General features: G+C 56.7%; 23 protein-coding genes. 11 read left to right on the forward strand and 12 right to left on the reverse strand.

The window, feature by feature from the left end:
• Window positions 1-135: 135 nt before the first annotated feature.
• Window positions 136-795: an FtsH protease modulator YccA gene (gene yccA / locus QLG03_RS06365; protein WP_002898458.1), complete on the forward strand. Its 660-nt coding sequence runs from the start codon at window positions 136-138 to the stop codon at window positions 793-795.
• An 87-nt stretch (window positions 796-882) separates the two neighbouring features.
• Window positions 883-1,212 (forward strand): sulfurtransferase TusE, encoded by a 330-nt coding sequence (gene tusE, locus QLG03_RS06370; RefSeq protein ID WP_050532900.1) that lies wholly within the window; start codon window positions 883-885, stop codon window positions 1,210-1,212.
• Here tusE and yccX read toward each other — a convergent pair.
• Genes yccX through QLG03_RS06385 form a run of 3 tightly spaced genes read right to left on the reverse strand, consistent with a single transcriptional unit; the run spans window position 1,209 to window position 2,899 of the window.
• On the reverse strand, window positions 1,209-1,490 hold the full coding sequence (yccX, locus tag QLG03_RS06375) for an acylphosphatase (protein ID WP_004201446.1): 282 nt from the start codon (window positions 1,488-1,490) through the stop codon (window positions 1,209-1,211). The genes tusE and yccX overlap by 4 nt on opposite strands.
• A 48-nt stretch (window positions 1,491-1,538) precedes the next feature.
• Window positions 1,539-2,327 (reverse strand): AraC family transcriptional regulator, encoded by a 789-nt coding sequence (locus tag QLG03_RS06380; protein WP_023289061.1) that lies wholly within the window; start codon window positions 2,325-2,327, stop codon window positions 1,539-1,541.
• Between the two features lie 17 nt (window positions 2,328-2,344).
• Window positions 2,345-2,899 carry a YbhB/YbcL family Raf kinase inhibitor-like protein gene (locus QLG03_RS06385; protein ID WP_086075744.1) on the reverse strand — a complete coding sequence of 185 codons (555 nt, stop codon included), beginning with the start codon at window positions 2,897-2,899 and terminating at the stop codon, window positions 2,345-2,347.
• A gap of 190 nt (window positions 2,900-3,089) precedes the next feature.
• On the opposite strand from QLG03_RS06385, the gene rlmI reads away from it, so the two are divergent.
• Entirely contained in the window at window positions 3,090-4,292 is a 1,203-nt protein-coding gene (rlmI, locus tag QLG03_RS06390; protein ID WP_023289059.1) for a 23S rRNA (cytosine(1962)-C(5))-methyltransferase RlmI, read from the forward strand.
• Window positions 4,293-4,351: 59 nt separating this feature from the next.
• Window positions 4,352-4,669, forward strand: a complete 318-nt coding sequence (hspQ, locus tag QLG03_RS06395; RefSeq protein ID WP_023289058.1) for a heat shock protein HspQ — start codon at window positions 4,352-4,354, stop codon at window positions 4,667-4,669.
• Window positions 4,670-4,697: 28 nt separating this feature from the next.
• On the opposite strand, the gene QLG03_RS06400 is transcribed toward hspQ, so the two are convergent.
• Window positions 4,698-5,111 carry a CoA-binding protein gene (locus QLG03_RS06400; protein WP_023289057.1) on the reverse strand — a complete coding sequence of 138 codons (414 nt, stop codon included), beginning with the start codon at window positions 5,109-5,111 and terminating at the stop codon, window positions 4,698-4,700.
• Between the two features lie 154 nt (window positions 5,112-5,265).
• On the opposite strand from QLG03_RS06400, the gene mgsA reads away from it, so the two are divergent.
• On the forward strand, window positions 5,266-5,724 hold the full coding sequence (gene mgsA / locus QLG03_RS06405; RefSeq protein WP_023289056.1) for a methylglyoxal synthase: 459 nt from the start codon (window positions 5,266-5,268) through the stop codon (window positions 5,722-5,724).
• Window positions 5,725-5,735: 11 nt separating this feature from the next.
• Here the strand turns inward: mgsA and helD are convergent, their stop codons facing one another.
• The gene (gene helD, locus QLG03_RS06410; protein WP_117135764.1) at window positions 5,736-7,790 is read right to left on the reverse strand and encodes a DNA helicase IV; all 2,055 of its coding nucleotides are present in this window, start codon (window positions 7,788-7,790) and stop codon (window positions 5,736-5,738) included.
• Window positions 7,791-7,914: 124 nt separating this feature from the next.
• Between helD and QLG03_RS06415 the strand changes: the two genes are divergently transcribed.
• Both QLG03_RS06415 and yccS read left to right on the forward strand, forming a co-directional pair.
• Entirely contained in the window at window positions 7,915-8,361 is a 447-nt protein-coding gene (locus QLG03_RS06415) for a YccF domain-containing protein (RefSeq protein WP_004201437.1), read from the forward strand.
• Window positions 8,362-8,378: 17 nt separating this feature from the next.
• A complete protein-coding gene (gene yccS / locus QLG03_RS06420) occupies window positions 8,379-10,514 on the forward strand; it encodes a YccS family putative transporter (protein ID WP_072413620.1) in 2,136 nt (711 codons plus the stop codon).
• Window positions 10,515-10,524: 10 nt separating this feature from the next.
• Here the strand turns inward: yccS and QLG03_RS06425 are convergent, their stop codons facing one another.
• Window positions 10,525-11,121 (reverse strand): TfoX/Sxy family DNA transformation protein, encoded by a 597-nt coding sequence (locus tag QLG03_RS06425; RefSeq protein ID WP_023289053.1) that lies wholly within the window; start codon window positions 11,119-11,121, stop codon window positions 10,525-10,527.
• 17 nt (window positions 11,122-11,138) lie between these two features.
• Window positions 11,139-11,444, reverse strand: coding sequence for a hypothetical protein (locus QLG03_RS06430; protein WP_158238131.1), 306 nt, complete (start codon window positions 11,442-11,444; stop codon window positions 11,139-11,141).
• A gap of 25 nt (window positions 11,445-11,469) precedes the next feature.
• Between QLG03_RS06430 and sulA the strand changes: the two genes are divergently transcribed.
• A complete protein-coding gene (sulA, locus tag QLG03_RS06435; RefSeq protein WP_023289052.1) occupies window positions 11,470-11,979 on the forward strand; it encodes an SOS-induced cell division inhibitor SulA in 510 nt (169 codons plus the stop codon).
• A gap of 352 nt (window positions 11,980-12,331) precedes the next feature.
• Window positions 12,332-13,402, forward strand: a complete 1,071-nt coding sequence (ompA, locus tag QLG03_RS06440) for a porin OmpA (RefSeq protein WP_023289051.1) — start codon at window positions 12,332-12,334, stop codon at window positions 13,400-13,402.
• Window positions 13,403-13,548: 146 nt separating this feature from the next.
• Here ompA and matP read toward each other — a convergent pair whose 3' ends face one another.
• Window positions 13,549-14,001: a macrodomain Ter protein MatP gene (gene matP / locus QLG03_RS06445; RefSeq protein WP_002898404.1), complete on the reverse strand. Its 453-nt coding sequence runs from the start codon at window positions 13,999-14,001 to the stop codon at window positions 13,549-13,551.
• 185 nt (window positions 14,002-14,186) lie between these two features.
• Here matP and QLG03_RS06450 point away from each other — a divergent pair, with 185 nt between their 5' ends.
• A complete protein-coding gene (locus QLG03_RS06450) occupies window positions 14,187-15,944 on the forward strand; it encodes a Lon protease family protein (protein ID WP_110238023.1) in 1,758 nt (585 codons plus the stop codon).
• Window positions 15,945-16,013: 69 nt separating this feature from the next.
• Window positions 16,014-16,532, forward strand: a complete 519-nt coding sequence (fabA, locus tag QLG03_RS06455) for a bifunctional 3-hydroxydecanoyl-ACP dehydratase/trans-2-decenoyl-ACP isomerase (RefSeq protein WP_004201428.1) — start codon at window positions 16,014-16,016, stop codon at window positions 16,530-16,532.
• Window positions 16,533-16,600: 68 nt separating this feature from the next.
• Here fabA and rmf read toward each other — a convergent pair whose 3' ends face one another.
• The 4 genes from rmf to pqiA form a co-directional block, all read right to left on the reverse strand.
• Entirely contained in the window at window positions 16,601-16,768 is a 168-nt protein-coding gene (rmf, locus tag QLG03_RS06460; RefSeq protein WP_002898396.1) for a ribosome modulation factor, read from the reverse strand.
• 252 nt (window positions 16,769-17,020) lie between these two features.
• Complete coding sequence (gene pqiC / locus QLG03_RS06465; protein WP_032455285.1) at window positions 17,021-17,584, reverse strand: membrane integrity-associated transporter subunit PqiC; 564 nt, start codon at window positions 17,582-17,584, stop codon at window positions 17,021-17,023.
• The gene (gene pqiB, locus QLG03_RS06470) at window positions 17,584-19,221 is read right to left on the reverse strand and encodes an intermembrane transport protein PqiB (RefSeq protein ID WP_032455284.1); all 1,638 of its coding nucleotides are present in this window, start codon (window positions 19,219-19,221) and stop codon (window positions 17,584-17,586) included. The genes pqiC and pqiB overlap by 1 nt, the downstream gene beginning before the upstream one ends.
• The gene (gene pqiA / locus QLG03_RS06475) at window positions 19,211-20,479 is read right to left on the reverse strand and encodes a membrane integrity-associated transporter subunit PqiA (protein WP_101990755.1); all 1,269 of its coding nucleotides are present in this window, start codon (window positions 20,477-20,479) and stop codon (window positions 19,211-19,213) included. Before pqiA ends, pqiB begins: the two co-directional genes overlap by 11 nt.
• Between the last annotated feature and the right edge of the window lie 7 nt (window positions 20,480-20,486).

A 20,486-nucleotide genomic window follows, 5' to 3' on the forward strand; every position in this document is an offset into this window, starting at 1 on the left:
TTTCCCGATCCATGTAGAATTTTATGCTAGTCAAAAGCGGCAAAAGCTAAGTAAAGATGGGTAAAAGCATTAGGGCTTCACGCTTGTTTTTCTTATTCTTTATACCTAATTACATCTGTCATAAGAGAGTGACTCATGGATCGCATAATTACATCATCGCGTGACCGTTCCTCGCTGCTCAGCACGCACAAGGTTCTGCGTAACACCTACTTCCTGCTCAGCCTGACGCTGGCGTTTTCCGCCATCACCGCTACCGCCAGCACGGTGCTGATGCTTCCTTCCCCGGGGCTGATTTTAACCCTCGTGGGGATGTACGGTCTGATGTTCCTGACCTATAAAACGGCGAATAAGCCCACCGGGATTATTTCCGCCTTCGCCTTCACCGGGTTCCTCGGCTATATCCTTGGACCGATGCTGAACGCGTACCTTTCTGCCGGCATGGGCGATTTGATCGGCCTGGCGCTGGGCGGTACGGCGCTGGTCTTCTTCTGCTGCTCGGCCTACGTGCTGACGACGCGCAAAGATATGTCTTTCCTCGGCGGGATGCTGATGGCCGGCGTGGTCGTGGTGCTGATTGGTATGGTCGCTAACCTGTTCCTGCAGCTGCCGGCGCTGCACCTGGCGATTAGCGCGGTGTTCATCCTGATCTCTTCGGGCGCCATCCTGTTCGAGACCAGCAACATCATCCGCGGTGGTGAAACCAACTACATTCGCGCCACGGTCAGCCTGTATGTCTCGCTGTACAACATCTTTGTCAGCCTGCTGAGCATCCTGGGCTTCGCCAGCCGGGACTAACCGTTCCCCTGCTAACAGAGGCCTCGCTTATGCGGGGCCTTTTTTTTTGCTACACTGCGGCCAGTTTCAGGCGGTATGTGAAAAATTATGTTTATTTTTGAAGGCAACGAAATTGAGACGGATAGCGAAGGCTATCTGAAAGATACCACCCAGTGGAGCGAGGCGATGGCCGACGTCATCGCCGCGCAGGAAGGGATAACGCTCACCGTTGAGCACTGGGAAGTGGTGCGCTTTGTGCGCGAGTTTTACCTTGAATTCAACACCTCACCAGCGATCCGCATGCTGGTAAAGGCGATGGCCAACAAGTTTGGCGAAGAGAAAGGCAACAGCCGCTATCTCTATCGCCTGTTTCCGAAAGGCCCCGCCAAACAAGCGACCAAAATCGCCGGTCTGCCGAAGCCGGTGAAGTGCATCTAATAGAGGATCGCGAACTTGTCCCAGCTGCGGGTGGGTTGATGGGGTTCAGTTAACACTCGGTCAACCCGCGCGCTGCGCGGCCCACCGGCTTTCAGCCAGGCGATGAGTTTCTCCACCTGCTCCGCCTCGCCGCAGGCAAGCACTTCCACCCCGCCGTCGTCCAGATTACGGGCATAGCCGGTCAATCCCAGCTGCAGCGCTTCCCGCTGTGTCGAATAGCGAAACCCTACGCCCTGAACTGAACCGTAAACCCATGCCATCGTGCAGATACTGGCCATCATCGTCTCCTTTTCGCTCACCCTTTACGCTGAGGATAGCAAATTCATTCAGCGTACGTGCTTTGGCAGTAAACCATAGTGCTGACGGAAGCGCGCGGTAAAGCGCGATCCCGACTGATATCCGCTGTTCTGCGCAATTTCCCCGATGGGCCGCGAAGTGGTCTGCAGCTGCCCCAGGGCATGGGCCATCCGCACTTCCTCGACAATCTGACGAAAACTCTGCGATTCCTGCTGCAGCCGACGGCGCAGCGTGGACTCGCCGAGAAAGAGCATTTTCGCCACCCGCGACACGCTCCACGCTTGCGCTGGCGACAGCATGACCAGTTGTCGAACCTGCGCCGACAGATCCTGCTGCCGCTCGACGAGCAGCGGGCCGGCATAACCCGCCTCGTGCAAGGCCAGCAGCAGGCCCATGGTCTGATGCTGCTGCAGAGAGGGGGACAAGCCTTCCCGCACCGCCTGCAGAACGCTTTGCCACATAAACGCCAGCTCAGTCGTCACCGGGGCGCAGAGCGAGGTCAGACGCCCGGGCGGTGGTTCACTGACATAGCGGGTCTTGAACGCCGTCAACAGCTCGGGCGTCAGCGACAACAGATCGGAGCAAAAGAGGCCATTCTCCGGCTGGTTAATCACCTCCAGCTCAACGTCAGCCGGCAAAACAATCAGCTGTTGCGGGGTCGCCAGCACCCGGCTCTCCCCTTGCACAATCACCTTGCTGCCGCGCTTTACCCGACAGAGCGCCGGGGCGAACAGACGCACCCGATGCAGCCTGCATAGCCGTCGGGTGGTGATCTCCGCGGCGGTCAGGGCGTTATGCTGAAAATGAATACTCTCCATCCGACCACCCTTTTATTTTAGCGCCCGGCCGTCGCCGTCAACTGGGCGCTGGCGAGAGCATGGCTGTGTAACAGATACCCGACCAGCGCCCCGCTGGCATCGGCGTTCACCGGCAGCGTGGGGATATCCAGCGCCCACACCGTAAAACGGTAGCGATGTGGTTTATCTCCCGCCGGCGGGCAGGCGCCGCCGAAGCCGGCATAGCCAAAATCGTTGCGGCCCTGTACCGCTCCGTTCGGCAGTGTAGCGCTGTTTTTATCTCCCGCGCCAGCGGGCAGAGAAGAGACGCTGCTGGCAATATTGACTAACGTCCAGTGCCACCAGCCGCTGCCGGTAGGCGCATCAGGATCCCGGACGGTGACCGCGAAGCTGCGCGTGCCTGCCGGGGCGTTTTTCCATGCCAGCTGTGGAGAGACATTGCCTCCTGTGCAGCCGAAACCGGTAAACCAGTGCTTCTGGGCCAGCGGCTGCCCGTCACGCATATCATTGCTGCTCACGCTAAACGGCGCGGCCATCGCGCCACTGCTCACTGCCGCAACCATCGCCACAACTATCCGCATACCTGTTTTCATCGTCTTCTCCTCCTGGGGGTGAGAAGACAGAGTATGAAACGCCACGCAAGGTGAATGTGCTGAAGCGCCTGCATTTTGTGCCGAAACGCTCAACCGCGCCTGGCGGGGGAAAGATGCTTGTATGCGCCAGGTGTGCTAATCTACGCGCCATTTTTCGGTGCCGACATTCCCGTTGCTTAAAGGTAGCTCCATGACAGATTCCCTATTCCCCCGCTTAGTGTTAGCCAAAGGACGCGAGAAATCCCTGCTGCGTCGCCATCCGTGGATTTTCTCCGGCGGCGTCGCCCGCATGGAAGGTAAAGCCCGCAGCGGTGAAACCATCGATATCGTTGACCATCAGGGAAAATGGCTGGCCCGCGGCGCTTATTCGCCGTCGTCGCAGATCCGCGCCCGCGTGTGGACCTTCGATCGCAACGAAGCCATTGATAACGCCTTCTTTGAACGCCGCCTGCAGCAGGCGCAAACCTGGCGTGCCTGGCTGGCCGAGCGCGATGGTCTCGACAGCTACCGTCTGATCGCCGGCGAGTCCGATGGGCTGCCGGGCGTGACAATCGACCGCTTTGGCAACTTTTTCGTACTGCAGCTCCTCAGCGCAGGCGCCGAATACCAGCGCGCCGCCATCATCAGCGCCCTGCAGAGCCTGTTCCCGGACTGCGCCATTTACGATCGCAGCGATGTCGCGGTGCGTAAAAAAGAGGGGCTGGAGCTGGCCCAGGGGCCGGTAGTGGGCGAACTGCCGCCAGCGCTGCTGCCGATCGCTGAGCACGGCATGAAGCTGTTGGTCGATATCCAGGGCGGGCACAAAACCGGCTATTACCTCGACCAGCGCGACAGTCGCCTGGCGACCCGTCGCTACGTGGCGGACAAACGGGTGCTGAACTGCTTCTCTTATACCGGCGGCTTTGCGGTGTCAGCGCTGATGGGCGGCTGCCGCCAGGTCACCAGCGTGGATACCTCGCAGGAAGCGCTCGACGTTGCGCGCCAGAACGTGGAGCTCAACGGACTGGATCTGTCCAAAGCGGAGTTTGTGCGCGACGACGTGTTCAAACTGTTGCGTAAATACCGCGATCAAGGGGAGAAATTCGACGTCATCGTGATGGATCCGCCGAAATTCGTAGAAAATAAAAGCCAGTTGATGGGCGCCTGCCGTGGCTATAAAGATATCAATATGCTGGCGATCCAGCTGCTGAACCCCGGCGGCGTGCTGCTGACCTTCTCCTGCTCCGGCCTGATGACCACCGATTTATTTCAGAAAATCATCGCGGATTCCGCAATTGATGCCGGACGTGATGTACAATTTATAGAACAGTTCCGTCAGGCTGCCGACCATCCGGTGATCGCAACCTATCCGGAAGGGCTGTATCTGAAGGGGTTTGCCTGTCGCGTCATGTAACTTGAAAAACGAAACATGAGCCTCATATAGGGAGTATTCATGTTTCCCAGGAGGTGCCTATGATAGCCAGCAAATTCGGTATCGGCCAACAGGTCCGCCATACGCTCTTGGGCTACCTGGGCGTCATCGTCGATGTCGATCCCGAGTACTCGCTCGCGGAACCGGAAGAGGATGAAATTGCCGCCAATGACGAACTGCGCGCGGCCCCCTGGTACCATGTAGTGATGGAAGATGATGATGGCCAACCCATCCACACCTATCTGGCAGAAGCGCAGCTGAGCAGCGAACCCCGCGACGAACATCCGGAGCAGCCGTCCCTCGACGAGCTGGCCAAAACAATTCGTCAGCAGTTGCAGGCGCCGCGCCTTCGCAATTAAACAAAACCCCGCCAGGCGGGGTTTTTTGTTATTTTGCTAATCCCAGTCGCGGTAGCTCAATGGCCGGACAACGATCCATCACCACGTTTAACCCGGCTTCTCGGGCCAGCACCGCGGCCTGTTCATTGATCACCCCCAGCTGCAGCCACAGCGTTTTCGCGCCGATAGCAATCGCCTCCTGCGCCACGCCCCATGCCGCTTCTGAATTACGGAAGACATCAACCATGTCGACCTTTTCCGGAACATCGGCAAGCGTTCCATAGCCCTGCTGCCCCAACAGCGTCTTGCCTGCCACCTTCGGCGAAACCGGGATAACGTGATACCCCTGATCCAGCAGATACTTCATGACCCGGTAGCTAGGACGGTCAGGTTTGTCGCTGGCACCGACCAGCGCAATCGTCCGTGTCGAGGTCAGGATTTCGGCAATATCGTTCTCTTTCATGGTTTCCTCCTGCTATTTCACCTAAGTGTATGCTAATCCGCAGCAGGGGGCCATCCAGGCTAACCCGCAGATTCAGCAAAATTTTCATCCCTGATGCTTGCAGCGACAGCCACATTCAGTAATCTGTCAGCAGGTCAAAATGCGGAATGAAAATATGGAACTGACAACACGTACCCTGCCTGCGCAAAAACATATCGCGCTGGTGGCTCACGATCACTGTAAAGATATGCTGATGAAATGGGTTGCTCGCCATCAGGCGCTGCTGGCGCAACATGTTTTGTACGCCACCGGCACTACCGGCAACCTGGTCTCCCGGGCTACCGGGCTGGAGGTCAATGCCATGCTGAGCGGCCCGATGGGCGGCGACCAGCAGGTGGGTGCCCTCATTTCAGAAGGGAAAATCGACGTGCTGATCTTCTTCTGGGATCCGCTGAACGCCGTTCCCCACGACCCGGATGTCAAAGCCTTGCTGCGTCTGGCCACGGTCTGGAACATTCCGGTCGCCACTAACGTCTCCACCGCTGACTTTATTATCCAGTCGCCGCACTTCGCTGAACCGCTCGATATTCTGATCCCGGATTATCCGCGATATCTTGCCGAGCGCCTGAAATAATCGAACCGCGATCACGGCTTTCTGGCCACAGGCACATCCAGCGCCTGCAGGATCTCGACAAACGGCGACGGTTGCGCCTTGTTAAATAACAGCCACACCCGGTGACGGGCACGGGTTATGGCCACGTACAGCAGTCGACGTTCCTCCGCATCCGGAAAATCTTCCGGTTGCGGCAGGAGCGCCTCCTCTATGATCGACTCGCGCGCTGGAGCCGGAAACGCATCCACTCCCTCCTGCAGTCCCAGCACAATGACATAGTCGGCCTGTTGACCTTTGCTGGCGTGAATAGTCATAAAATCAAGCTGGAGGTGCGGCCAGCGCGTCGCCGCTTTATCAAGCGCCTCGGGCTTCAGATGATGGTAGCGGGCAAGCAGAAGGATCCGCTGCTCGGGCTTAACGTAACCGCTCAATTTATCCAGAAGATCGTCCAGCTTATCGTCGGCTAACAGAGTGACGGCCTTTTTATCTCCCGCGGTCAGGCTGTTCAGCGGTTTGCTTAACTGATGCGGATTCTGCTGGATAAAACCATTGGCTATTTCGCCGATACGCCCGTTAAAGCGATAGGTGGTATCCAGCGCACAGCAGTCCCCTTCGCCAAAGTAGTGGTTGAACGCGGTGGTCAGGGAGAGCTGCGCCCCGCTGAACCGGTAAATCGCCTGCCAGTCATCGCCAACGGCAAAGAGCGTGGTTTGGCTATTTTGCCGGCGTAACGCGGCCAGCAGCGAGGCTCGCTGCGGCGAAATATCCTGAAATTCATCCACCAGAATGTGTTTCCACGGGCTAACGAAGCGGCCTTTATCGAGAATATTGACCGCCTGATGGATCAGGCCGGAAAAATCGACTGCATTCTCCACCTTCAGCGCCGCCTTCCACTCTTTCAGCAGGGGCGACATCAGCTTCACCCGTTTACTGAACAGATCGCGTACCGCATCCGGCGCGCCGGCGATCATCTCTGCCTGGGAGCCGCCGTGCATGCGCATCAGGCTGACCCAACGGTCAAGCCGGCTGGCCATCCGCCGCTGCACCTTTTTATCCTGCCAGAAGTCCCCCTCCGGCAGTTGCCAGCCCATCTCCTCTTCCAGCCACAGGCGCCAGCCTTTCGCCTGTGCTTTTTTCTCCTGGCACTGCTTTTGCCAGCTTTTCAGCAGCAATGCGTGGCGGGCCGCAGTATCGCTTTCCAGCTTACTGATGGTGGGCACTTTTTTGCTGCCCTGCTGGATAATATGCAGCGCCAGCGAGTGGAAGGTGCGGGCGGTAATATCGTCTGATGCCAGACGCTCGCGGATCCGCTCATCCATCTCCTGCGCCGCCTGGCGGCCAAATGCCAGCAGCAGAATTTGCTCTGCCGCCGCTTCTCCCCGCGCCAGCAGCCAGCCCGCTCGAGCCACCAGCACCGAGGTTTTACCACTGCCCGCTCCCGCCAGCACCAGCAGGGAGTGCTCGCCGTTCACCACCGCTCGCGCCTGCGACGGATTGAGCGGGGAGGATTCTACGCCGTCAAAAAAGCCGCGATACTGTTCCAGCATCGCCTCGGTAAAGGCCTGGTTATGGGCCTGACGCGCCGCTTCAATATCCCCTAACCAGCGCTGACATTCCCGCCACAGCTCCCGGCAGTTATCAAAGGCGTCAAGCCGGCTGGTGGGCATCGGCAGCCCGGTTAACGCATGGCGAATATTATCCTGAACATCCGCCACCTGCTGACGCGTCAGCCACTTACCTTCTGCCCGGGTGCGTTCGATAGCTGTCAGCTGCTGCTTCAGCACCCCGGCGGCGATATCGCTCATTTCCGTGCTCCACTGCTGCCAGAGCGTGTGTAAATGGTGATAAAAGCGCTGCGTTTCGCTCCATTCGGTACCGTGCAAACGCACGACTTTATCGTCCGGCAGCACAAACTCCAGTTCGCCCCAGACCAGACCGCGCTTACAATGCACTGACAATAACTGATTGAAAGGGATAAGATACTCATGACGATCGCCGGAAACCTTTACCCCGGCATTCAGTAACTGCACCCTGTCATAAGGATGCTGAGCCATGCGTTTGCCCAATGTTGTCGCTTTAAGTTCCATATAATGTCGATTTTCAATCAGGGTGGATTGTTTTTCAGTTTAACCGCCCCGGACCAGGTGCTCCAGCGCAAAAAAACGTTACAATTGTCAGGTCTTATTATCCACAGGGCAAAACCGAGGCTTTATGCGTACCATTCTGAATATTTTGAACTTTATCCTTGGCGGTTTCGCCACCACTTTAGGCTGGCTGCTCGCCACCCTGGTCAGCATTATGCTGATCGTCACGCTGCCGCTGACTCGTTCCTGCTGGGAAATCACTCGCCTTTCGTTATTTCCCTATGGTAACGAGGCGATTCATGTTGATGAGCTCGAGCCAGGTCGCCAAAACAGCCTGCTGAACGCCGGCGGCACCATCCTGAACATTCTGTGGTTCATTTTTTTCGGCTGGTGGTTGTGCCTGATGCATATTTTCAGCGGCATCGCCCAATGCCTGACTATCATTGGCATCCCGGTGGGGATCGCTAATTTTAAAATCGCCGCCATCGCCCTCTGGCCGGTGGGTCGCCGGGTCGTCTCTGTGGAAACCGCGCGCGCCGCGCGCGAAGCCAATGCGCGTCGTCGCTTTCAGTAACCGAACGGAACACGGACATGATTAGCCCCCTGCTACGCCGCTACACCTGGAACAGCGCCTGGCTTTATAACGTACGCATTTTTATTGCGCTCTGCGGCACGACGTTGTTTCCCTGGTGGATCGGCGAAGTCAAACTGACCATCCCCCTCACCCTCGGCGTCGTGGCCGCGGCGCTGACCGACCTTGATGACCGTCTGGCGGGCCGTCTGCGCAACCTCGCCATTACTCTGGTTTGCTTTTTTATCGCCTCCGCCTCCGTGGAGCTGCTGTTTCCGTGGCCGCCGCTGTTTGCCCTTGGTCTGACCGTGTCTACCATCGGCTTTATTTTGCTTGGCGGCCTCGGACAGCGCTATGCGACCATTGCCTTCGGCGCCCTGCTTATCGCCATCTACACCATGCTCGGCGTCACGCTGTACGATCACTGGTATCTACAGCCGTTGTTCCTGCTGGCGGGAGCCGTGTGGTACAACCTGCTGACGTTGTCCGGCCATCTGATTTTTCCAATTCGTCCACTGCAGGACAACCTGGCGCGTAGCTATGAGCAACTGGCCCGCTATCTGGAGCTCAAATCCCGGCTGTTTGATCCAGACCTTGAGGATGAGAGCCAGGCGCCGCTGTACGATCTGGCCCTCGCCAACGGCCAACTGGTGGCGACCCTTAACCAAACCAAGGTCTCACTGTTGACCCGACTACGAGGCGACCGGGGACAGCGTGGTACTCGTCGTACGCTGCAGTATTACTTTGTGGCCCAGGATATTCATGAACGCGCCAGCTCATCGCATATTCAGTACCAGACCCTGCGCGACCAGTTCCGCTACAGCGATGTGATGTTCCGTTTCCAGCGCATGCTTTCGATGCAGGCGCAGGCCTGCCAGAAACTCTCGCGGGCGATTCTACTGCGCGAACCCTATCAGCATGATGCCCATTTCGAACGGGCGTTTATGCATCTCGATGCGGCACTTGAGCGCGTACGCGCCAGCGGCGCATCCGATGAGCAGCTCAACGCCCTTGGCTATTTACTCAATAACCTGCGCGCCATTGATGCTCAGCTGGCCACGATTGAATCGGTGCAAACCACCGCGCCCACCGGGAGTAATACAGAGACGCTGCTGGCCGACGACAGGCTCGGCGGACTGAACGATATCTGGCTGCGCCTGCAGCGCAATATGTCGCCAGAGTCAGCCCTCTTTCGCCACGCGGTGCGTATGTCGCTGGTGCTCTGCGCCGGCTATGCCTTCATCCAGTTTACCGGTCTTCAGCACGGCTACTGGATCCTGCTGACCAGTTTGTTCGTCTGTCAGCCGAACTATAACGCCACCCGCCATCGCCTGGCGTTGCGGATCATCGGCACGCTGGTCGGAGTGGCGATCGGCCTGCCGGTCCTCCTGCTGGTACCGTCGGTTGAAGGGCAGCTGCTGCTGATCGTCCTCACCGGCGTGCTGTTCTTCGCCTTTCGTAACGTGCAGTACGCCCATGCCACCATGTTTATTACGCTGCTGGTGCTGCTGTGCTTTAACCTGCTTGGCGAAGGTTTTGAAGTCGCGCTGCCGCGCATCATTGATACGCTGATCGGCTGCGCCATCGCCTGGGCGGCGGTCAGCTTCATCTGGCCGGACTGGAAATTCCGCAACCTGCCGCGGGCGCTGGACCGGGCGCTAAACGCGAACTGCCGTTATCTGGATGCCATCCTGGAGCAGTACCACCAGGGCCGCGACAACCGGCTGGCCTACCGTGTCGCACGCCGTGACGCCTACAACCGCGATGCTGAGCTGGCTTCCGTCGTCTCGAACTTGTCGACGGAACCACGGGCGGATGCCGCCCAGCGTGAGACCGCCTTTCGCCTGCTGTGTCTCAATCATACCTTCACCAGCTACATTTCCGCTCTCGGCGCGCATCGGGAAAAACTGTCCACGCCGGACATCCTCGCCCTGCTCGATGATGCGGTCTGCTATGTCGATGATGCCCTGCATCATACCCCAGCGGATGAACAGCGGGTGCAGAAGGCGTTGACCAGCCTGCAAAGCCGGATCCACCATCTGGAGCCTCGCGCGGACAGTAAAGAGCCCCTGGTGTTACAGCAGATTGGCCTGCTGCTGGCGCTGTTGCCTGAAATCTGCCGCCTGCAGCAGCGGGTACACGCTCAAACGGAATAACCGTTGTCCATTAGCGCGCAGACGCCCATTCCAGAAGCTCCTGACGCCGTGGCGTCGGGAGCGCGGCGGCATGAACGCCAACGATAGCCCCCTCCAGCGCCAGCAAGACGTTGTGCGATAGGGAAGCATTATTCTCGCGCAGCTTTAGCCAGGCCTGGCGGGCGCCCACCTCCCGTAGTGCTAACACGTCTGGTATGCCCGAGTGAATCAGCTGCAATTCCATATGAAAACTGATATTGGGTAAATCCTTCAGGCGTCCCGACGACCGGCGGCGATATTTTTCACGCTGGGCGCTCTGCCACGACATCAGCGACAAGCGGAAAAGCTGTTTCTCATCGCGCCACAAGGCATCGTCGATTTGATAATACTTTAGCGGCACGATGCGCCCGTGTCGGCGCAGCATCAATAAAGGATTATGGTGTTCTACCCGATAGGCAGCGCTCTGCTCGCAGGCCTTTAGATAAATATTCCCCTCTGCCACCATCGCAAACACGGTATCTTCGATAGCCAGGCTGTAGCCGCCAAACAGGGGGCGAGAGTGAAGTTGACCCAGCGGACTGACGCAGGCCTGAAATTGCGGGAGCCGCGGACATACGAGTTTTCTCATGATCATTCCTTTGTGAATCATGTAATTAAACTTAAGTTGTTAACGGATCCGCTAAGGGAAAACATAAGGGACTTCCCTGACAGCAGCAAGATGATTTTTGCCTGCTTTTCCACCAGAATGCGGTTTTGCGAGACGCTTTCAGAAAATTGCAGCTGTTGCTGCAACTGGCAGACAGGAGAAAAAGGATTAGCCGGTGTTAAGGATGGTGTTGCGAGTAGCCGCAAACCTGTACCGTCAGGATGGCTGAAAGCGATTAAATTTCCACCAGCAAAATGACAAATTGCGGTTGATCTTTTCCCCTGGCGGATATACTGTATATGCATACAGTAACTACAGGCGGGATAGACTATGTTTACTTCAGCTCATGCAAACCGTTCAGCACAGGCCTCTGCTCCGGCAGCCCACTACGCTCATCGTTCTGGCGAACAGGCCGCCAATGGGCTGATCAGTGAAATTGTCTATCGTGAAGATCAACCCATGATGACACAGTTGTTGTTGCTACCTTTATTACAGCAGTTGGGTCAACAGTCTCGCTGGCAGCTGTGGCTTACGCCGCAGCAAAAGCTTAGCCGCGAGTGGGTTCAGTCCGCCGGTCTGCCGCTGTCTAAGGTCATGCAAATTAGCCAGCTCTCCCCCAGTCACACTTTAGACTCGATGATCCGCGCCCTGCGTACCGGTAACTATAGTGTGGTTATCTGCTGGCTGGCGGAGGAGTTAACCGCTGACGAACATGAGCGTCTGGTGCATGCAGCCCAGGAAGGCTGCGCGATGGGATTCATCATGCGCCCGGTCCGAAATCAGGGCACGCTCGGCAGACAACTCAGCGGGCTAAAAATTCACTCAAATTTGTATCATTGAGTGAAATTAGGATTATTCCTGGAATTTTTTTTACCGGTAGTAACGGCACAGCGTTTTTTAAGGTCTTTTTCGCGGAATGCCTGCCACACGGGCATTTGTGCCTTTTTTTCGTGTACGAAAATCAACCATATTTGTTAAATATTGTGTACACAACCCTTTTTTTTCATATGCCTGACAGAGTTCACACTTGTAAGTTTCGAACTAAGTTGTAGACTTTACATCGCCAGGGGTGATCGGCTTACGCTGCATGTATCAGCATAGTTAACAACAAGTCACGCCCCCGGTGAAGGATTTAACCGTGAGGTCTTTTGTAACTTCATGGCGAATTTTGGATGATAATGAGGCGCAAAAAATGAAAAAGACAGCTATCGCGATTGCAGTGGCACTGGCTGGCTTCGCTACCGTAGCGCAGGCCGCTCCGAAAGATAACACCTGGTATGCAGGTGGTAAACTGGGTTGGTCCCAGTATCACGACACCGGTTTCTACGGTAACGGTTTCCAGGGCAACAATGGTCCGACCCGTAACGATCAGCTCGGTGCTGGTGCGTTCGGTGGTTACCAGGTTAACCCGTACCTCGGTTTCGAAATGGGTTACGACTGGCTGGGCCGTATGGCATATAAAGGCAGCGTTGACAACGGTGCTTTCAAAGCTCAGGGCGTTCAGCTGACCGCTAAACTGGGTTACCCGATCACTGACGATCTGGACATCTACACCCGTCTGGGCGGCATGGTTTGGCGCGCTGACTCCAAAGGCAACTACGCTTCTAACGGCGTTTCCCGTAGCGAACACGACACTGGCGTTTCCCCAGTATTTGCTGGCGGCGTAGAGTGGGCTGTTACTCGTGACATCGCTACCCGTCTGGAATACCAGTGGGTTAACAACATCGGCGACGCGGGCACTGTGGGTACCCGTCCTGATAACGGCATGCTGAGCCTGGGCGTTTCCTACCGTTTCGGTCAGGAAGATGCTGCACCGGTTGTAGCTCCGGCTCCGGCTCCGGCTCCGGAAGTGGCGACCAAGCACTTCACCCTGAAGTCTGACGTACTGTTCAACTTCAACAAAGCAACCCTGAAACCGGAAGGTCAGCAGGCTCTGGATCAGCTGTACACCCAGCTGAGCAACATGGATCCGAAAGACGGTTCCGCTGTTGTTCTGGGCTACACCGACCGCATCGGTTCCGAAGCTTACAACCAGCAGCTGTCTGAGAAACGTGCTCAGTCCGTTGTTGACTACCTGGTTGCTAAAGGCATCCCGGCTGGCAAAATCTCCGCTCGCGGCATGGGTGAATCCAACCCGGTTACTGGCAACACCTGTGACAACGTGAAAGCTCGCGCTGCCCTGATCGACTGCCTGGCTCCGGATCGTCGTGTAGAGATCGAAGTTAAAGGCTACAAAGAAGTTGTAACTCAGCCTGCGGCTTAAGTTATAACTGATGAAAAAACCCGCTTCGGCGGGTTTTTTTATGTCTTCTCGCTCGCTTTAGCGGCTAAAGACTTATGGCCGTTAGAGGCGGATGGCAGCCTGTGTGGCGCGACCTGCGCCTTAGTCACCACTGAACGGGCAGCCCGCTACTCCTTACCTAACAGTACCTGCAGATCGTGCTTCAGGCTCGACATTTTGCTGGCATACTTCTCTTTATGCTCAGCATCCTCAATCAGCTGGACGATGGTTTCGGACAAGGTTTTCCCTCGCCTCTGCGCCAGACCGGCAAGGCGCTGCCAGACGACAAACTCAAGGTCGATCGACTTCTTACGCGTATGCTGATGCTCGGCGTTAAAATGGCGTTTCCGTCGCGCACGGATGGTCTGTTTCATGCGGTTCATCAGCGCCGGATTCATATGCTGCTCAATCCAGGCATGCACCAGCACAGGTTCATTCTCGAGCGTCAGCAAGTCATCTACCGCAGCTTGCGCAGCGCTGGCCTCAATGTAGCGGGTAATCAGCTCACCTTCCCGGTGCTTCTTTACCAGATATTTCCATTTCCAGCCGCTTTCAAGATTTTCCAGTTGTTGATATTTCATTGCGATCTCAATGTGACCGTGTAACTCATTTCAGGATATCAGTTTTTTCCTGATGTGCTGAATATAAATCATTATTCGTGATGTGGATGGCCGGGTAATCATCGGGGTAGCCATAATCCTCCGTGTGCTCAGACGCGGCATCAGGTATAATTGCGCGCTTTACATCTAACTAAAAAACAGCGACTTTGACCATTACGAAACTGACCCGAACCGACCTTGCGCCTGATCTGGAACCTTACCAGGCGCTGTTTGCTCAAGCTGAACTCTCTCATCCGGCCCCCTCCCTCTCGGGCGATCTGCAGCCGCGGTTGTTCTATGCGCTTGAGCAACTGCTGTACACCCCGGCAGTCTCCTCCTTCATGTTGGTGAAAGCCCCTGAGGAGCCGGAATATCTGCAATGGCTGGCGGCTGAAACTCGCACGCTGCACGAGCCTGCCGCACCGCTTCACGGAGTTCGCTATGAGGTTAACGGCGCTCACGTGACGCTCACGCCGGCGCAACGCGCTGAAGATAATTTTGCCAGTACCGCTCCGGTCGTGGCGGCCGATTGGCTGGAGGCGGAACAGCTGTTTGGCTGCGTACGCCAGTTTAATGGTGAAATCACACTCCAGCCTGGCCTGGTCCATCAGGCCAACGGCGGCGTGCTGGTGCTCTCACTACGCGCATTACTGGCGCAACCGTTGCTGTGGATGCGCCTGAAAAATATGGTGACCCGTCAGCGCTTTGACTGGCTCTCCATTGATGAATCACGGCCGCTGCCGGTCAGCATCCCTTCCATGCCGCTGAGCCTGAAAGTCATGCTGGTGGGCGAACGCGAATCGCTGGCCGATTTCCAGGAAATGGAGCCAGAGCTCTCTGCCCAGGCTATCTATAGCGAGTATGAAGACACCCTGCAGTTTGCGGACGCCGATACACTGAAGGCCTGGTGCCAGTGGGTATGGCAGAATGCGCAGCAGCTGGATCTACCGGGCCCGGCGAGCGATGCCTGGCCACTGCTGATCGATGAAGGGACGCGCTACACCGGCGACCAGGAGACCCTGCCACTCAGCCCGTTATGGATAGCCCGCCAGCTGCGTGAGTCTGCCGCCTTCTGCGAAGGCGAAGAGATTACCGGCGAAGCGATGCAGACGATGCTGGCGCGCCGGGAGTGGCGTGAAGGCTACCTGGCGGAGCGTATGCAGGATGAAATCCTGCAGGAACAGATCCTGATTGAAACCGAAGGCGAATGCGTCGGGCAGATCAACGCCCTCTCAGTCATTGAATTCCCCGGTCATCCACGCGCCTTCGGCGAACCTTCGCGCATCAGCTGCGTCGTGCACATTGGCGACGGCGAGTTTATCGACGTCGAACGCAAAGCCGAGCTGGGCGGCAACATCCATGCGAAAGGCATGATGATCATGCAGGCTTTTCTGATGTCCGAGCTGGAGCTGGAGCAACAACTCCCCTTCTCCGCTTCGCTGACCTTTGAACAGTCCTACAGTGAAGTGGATGGCGACAGCGCCTCCATGGCGGAACTCTGCGCCTTAATCAGCGCGCTGGCCAACGTGCCGATTAATCAGAGCATCGCGATCACCGGCTCCGTCGACCAGTTTGGTCGTGTGCAGCCGGTCGGCGGACTGAATGAAAAAATTGAAGGTTTCTTCACAATCTGTCAGCAGCGCGGCCTCACCGGAAAACAGGGCGTGATTATCCCTGCCGCCAACGTTCGCCACCTTAGTCTGACCCACGAGCTGCGTCAGGCCGTTGCCGACAATCAGTTTGCTATCTGGGCAATAGACGATATTACCGAAGCGCTGCCGATGTTGACCCAGCTGATGTGGGACGGTGAAGGACAGACGCTGCGACAAACCATTCAGGAGCGGATAGCGCAGGCGACCCAGCAGGAGACTCGCCATCGTTTTCCGTGGCCGCTACGCTGGTTAGGTGGGACAAGTTCTAACTGATCGGACTTGTTCAGCTTACACGTGTTAGCTATCCTGCGTCCCGAACTTAAAATAAGGCTTACTGAAAACATGGTAGATAAACGCGAATCCTATACAAAAGAAGATCTTCTTGCCTCTGGTCGTGGTGAACTGTTCGGCGCGAAAGGCCCGCAGTTGCCGGCGCCAAACATGCTGATGATGGACCGCGTCATCAAAATGACCGAAACCGGTGGTAACTACGACAAAGGTTATGTTGAGGCCGAACTCGACATCAACCCGGACCTGTGGTTCTTCGGTTGCCACTTTATCGGCGATCCGGTGATGCCGGGCTGCCTGGGCCTGGATGCCATGTGGCAGCTGGTAGGTTTCTATCTCGGCTGGCTCGGCGGCGAAGGCAAAGGCCGTGCGCTGGGCGTTGGCGAAGTGAAATTCACGGGCCAGGTTCTGCCGACCGCGAAAAAAGTGACCTACCGCATCCACTTCAAGCGCATCGTTAACCGTCGTCTGATTATGGGCCTTGCGGATGGAGAAGTGCTGGTTGACGATCGTCTGATCTACACCGCAAGCGATCTGAAAGTGGGTCTGTTCCAGGATACTTCCGCTTTCTGATAACGTTCAGCAGCGATTAAAAGGCGAAGCCCCCGCTATGCGGAGGCTTCTTTTTTAAAGAGACAGTGTCAGGCCGTTAGTACCCTGTCCTCCATGGCTTCTCGCCAGCCTCCCAGCCACCATGAGCGTTGATTCAAGCTCTGGTATGGACACATTTCTTTCGATCTTCCTGCGATACCCGCCTGATATCCGCGTTGATGTGCCCGTTCCAGGCGATCTCGTTTTTGTCTCTTCATGCCTCGTTTCCCTCATTCTTTGATCTGGTGGAAAAGAAAACAGTGGTCGCAAATTGTGCAGCCACGGGTTACGAATACCGCGAAATGAAGGCGACGTCAATGCGCAAAATTCACGCCATTGTCATATTTGTGACCTATATAAGAGTTCATTTTTTGTTCACCTGGCACACCGGCCGGTAACGAACTGACCTGACAAAAAAAAGCCGCGCGGCTCAGATGAACCGCGCGGCAGATCAGCGTGATGAATTTTACTTATGGCAGACGGTTAAGCTCGCTGGCAATGGCTGCCGCCTCCTGGCTCCACGCCTGCGCCAGGGTCTTGACCATCGCATCATATCCATCCTGATCCTGCTTAAGCACGATGTTAAACGGGCGCTTGATCAGCTGCCCCTGATGCTTCAGCAGCCACTCACCGCTGACGATAACCCGCCCGTCGTAGCGTCCGTGAAAGCCGTTGACCGCGACGTTGAGCGTATCCTGTTCGCTACCCAGCGGCTGGGATGACACTACCCAGCCCGGCAGCTGTTGGCTCAGGTTCGCCACCAGCGTAGTGCGCAGCTGCTGGTCCAGCGGGCTGGCCCACAGATTATTATTGGCGATCACATACTGTACGTCGGTGGTCTGGTAGACCACCCCGTTACCCGCCAGATAATCCGGGATGCTGACCTGCTCAACCCACAGCAGACGTGCCCCCTGGCTGGCGGCGCGCTGTGCGCCGCCCTGCGCCACCGGCAGCTGGTAATACGTTTTGCTTTCGCCGCCGCTACTGCATGCCGTCAGCACGCATACGGTTGCCGCGAGTAACCATTTTTTCATTATTTCGCTCCCTTCGGCTGTGGGTCTTTTTTATCCTTCGCCTCAAATACCAGCGCATTGCTCTTATCATTGAGCGTTTTCAGGACCGGCTGCAGCTCGCGCAGCACCTGATCCAGACGCTGCATATCGGCCACCATCTTATTGTAGGCCGCGGAGCCCGGCTGGAAGCCCTGCATGCTGCGGTTCAGCTCGCGCAGCGTCGTCTGCATATCGGCAGGCAACTGCTGCATCGACTGGCTGGAGGTGATCTTATTCAGACTATCCAGCGTGGTCTGCACGTGCTGCATGGTCTTCTCGCTCTGCGCCAGGGTGCTCGTCGCCTGCTCCAGCAACGGATTGAGCGGCAGGTTATTAATCTTATCCAGCGCATCCATCAGACGCTGCTGGATCTGCGCCAGACCACCGCTGATGGTCGGGATAATCGGATAGCCGTTAAACTCCTGCATTTTCCCGCGCGGCGGCGCCTTCGGATAGAAGTCGAGATCGATATACAGCGCGCCGGTCACCAGATTGCCGGTTTTCAGCGAGCCGCGCAGTCCGCGGTTGATCAGATCGTCAATGTGGGCGCGAATATTCGGATCGCCGCCCAGCTGGTTAATCAGACGTTGCGGTTCAACCCGCACTTCCACCGGAATGCGATAGTCGTCGTTCAAACGCTGCTTCAGACCGGGGATGAAGAATGGCACTTTGCCGACGGTTCCCAGACGGATGCCGCGGAACTCCACCGGCGCGCCGGGCTGCAGGCCGCGAACTGAGTCTTTGAAGAACATCACATAGTCAATATGTTCGGTAAAGACCGAATCCTGGATGCTCTTCTGATCGTCAAACAGATGGTATTCCGTTTTATTCGCCACCGGCTCGCCGAGATCCAGTCCTTCCGGAATATCGAAGCTCACGCCGCCGCCAAACAGCGTCGACAGCGAGCCCATCTCGACGCGCATCCCCGCCGAGGTCAAATCGACAGCGATCCCACTGTCCTTCCAGAAGCGGACATTGGTGGTCACCAGGCGGTCATTGGGCGCATTGATGAACAACTGATAAGTGATACGACGTTTCTGGGTGTCGAAGGTGCTGGTTTCCACCGACCCCACGCGATAGCCGCGGAACAGCACCGGATCGCCGGGCGACAGCTGGCCCGCCTTGCTGCTCTCCAGCAGAATACGGATCCCCTTGGCGTCCGGCGAGGCCAGCGGCGGAGAATCAAGCAGCGGATACTGCTCCGGCACCGTACCTTTCGACCCCGGCTGCAGTTCAATATAGGCCCCGGACAATAATGTTCCCAGGCCACTGATCCCCTCGCGCCCTACCTGCGGTTTCACCACCCAGAAGACGGAATCGTTGTGCAGTAATTTCTGCATCCCGGAATTGAGGCGGGCTTTGATTTCCACGTGGGTTAAATCGTCGGTCAGCGTGGCGCTCTCCACCACCCCAACGTCCACGCTACGGCTCTTGATACGGGTTTTTCCCCCTTCAATCCCCTCCGCATTCGTGGTGATCAGCGTGACCTCAGGTCCCTGATGGCTGTAATGATAAAACAGGATCCACGCCCCAATCAGCGCAGTGACGATAGGGAAGATCCACACCGGTGACCAGTTCTTCACCTTCTGCACTTTCGCTTCTCCGCTCTTATTTTCCATGTTGTTGTCTTTCCTCATGGCTTGAATCTGGCTCACGATCCCACAGTAAACGGGGATCAAACGTCATGGCTGAAAACATGGTCATCACCACCACCAGCGCAAACATAACCGCGCCGATGGCGGGATAGATATTCATCAACCCTCCCATGCGCACCAGCGCAGAGAGTACGGCGATGACAAAAACATCAATCATTGACCAGCGGCCAACAAATTCCACCACTTCATAGATCAGATGCATGCGTTCCGAATCACGCGCACCGTTGCCATTGGCATTCCAGCACAGCCAGGCGATAGCGATCATCTTTAGCGTCGGCACCATAATACTGGCGATAAAAATCACCAGCGCCACCGGATAAGACCCCTCGCTCCACAGTAAAATTACCCCGGCCATGATGGTTGACGGCATTTTATCGCCCAGCAGATCGGTGATCATGATCGGCATAATATTGGCGGGGAGATAGAGGATAAATGAGGTCACCAGCAGGGCCAGCGTCCACTGCAGGCTGTTTTTACGCCGCGCCGTTCCTTTACTATGACAGCGCGGGCAGACCGTCTGGTCGACCGGTAACACCGCCGTGCAGCAGGCGCAGGAGCGCAGCCCCTGGCGGATGCCGGCCACTCCGACCTTCAGCGGTTGGCTAATGGCTGGCATGGGGGCAATATCATCCCACAGCCAGCGGCGGTCGACGCACTGGAAAGTGCGTAACTGCAGCAGACAAAACATGCACCACGGAACAAAGCTCAGACCGATACCGATATCGCCATAGGCCATCAGCTTAACGAAGCTCACCAGCACGCCGGCAAGAAAGATCTCCGCCATGCCCCACGTCTTCAGGTGAAACAGAATTCGCGCCAGAAACGCTTTCAGGCCAGCGGGCATCCTGACCCGATTGACCAACAGCAGAATGGTGGCCAGGCAAAAGGCCGGTACCAGTTGCACAAAGAGTAAAAAGAAGGTGCCGAGGCTGGCGTAATCCTCGGTAAATAACACATTGGGAATTTCCAACAGCTCTATTTCGCTGCTGATCCCGCCCACTTTCATGTAGATAAATGGAAACAGGTTGGCCAACAGCAGCATAAACAGCGCGACCAACGCGTAAGCCGTGGGACGCTGGCGAGGCGCGTCCCACGTGGTGGTTAACGTTGTACCGCAGCGCGGGCAAGCGGCTTTCTGGCGATGCTCCAGCTGCGGCAAAGCCACCAGCAAATCACATTGGGGACATAAAATATGTCGCGCAGCATGATGATGATCGCACATGACAACT

Origin of the sequence: Klebsiella sp. V115_8, from assembly GCF_029967715.1 — a bacterium.
Classification (GTDB): domain Bacteria; phylum Pseudomonadota; class Gammaproteobacteria; order Enterobacterales; family Enterobacteriaceae; genus Klebsiella; species Klebsiella quasipneumoniae.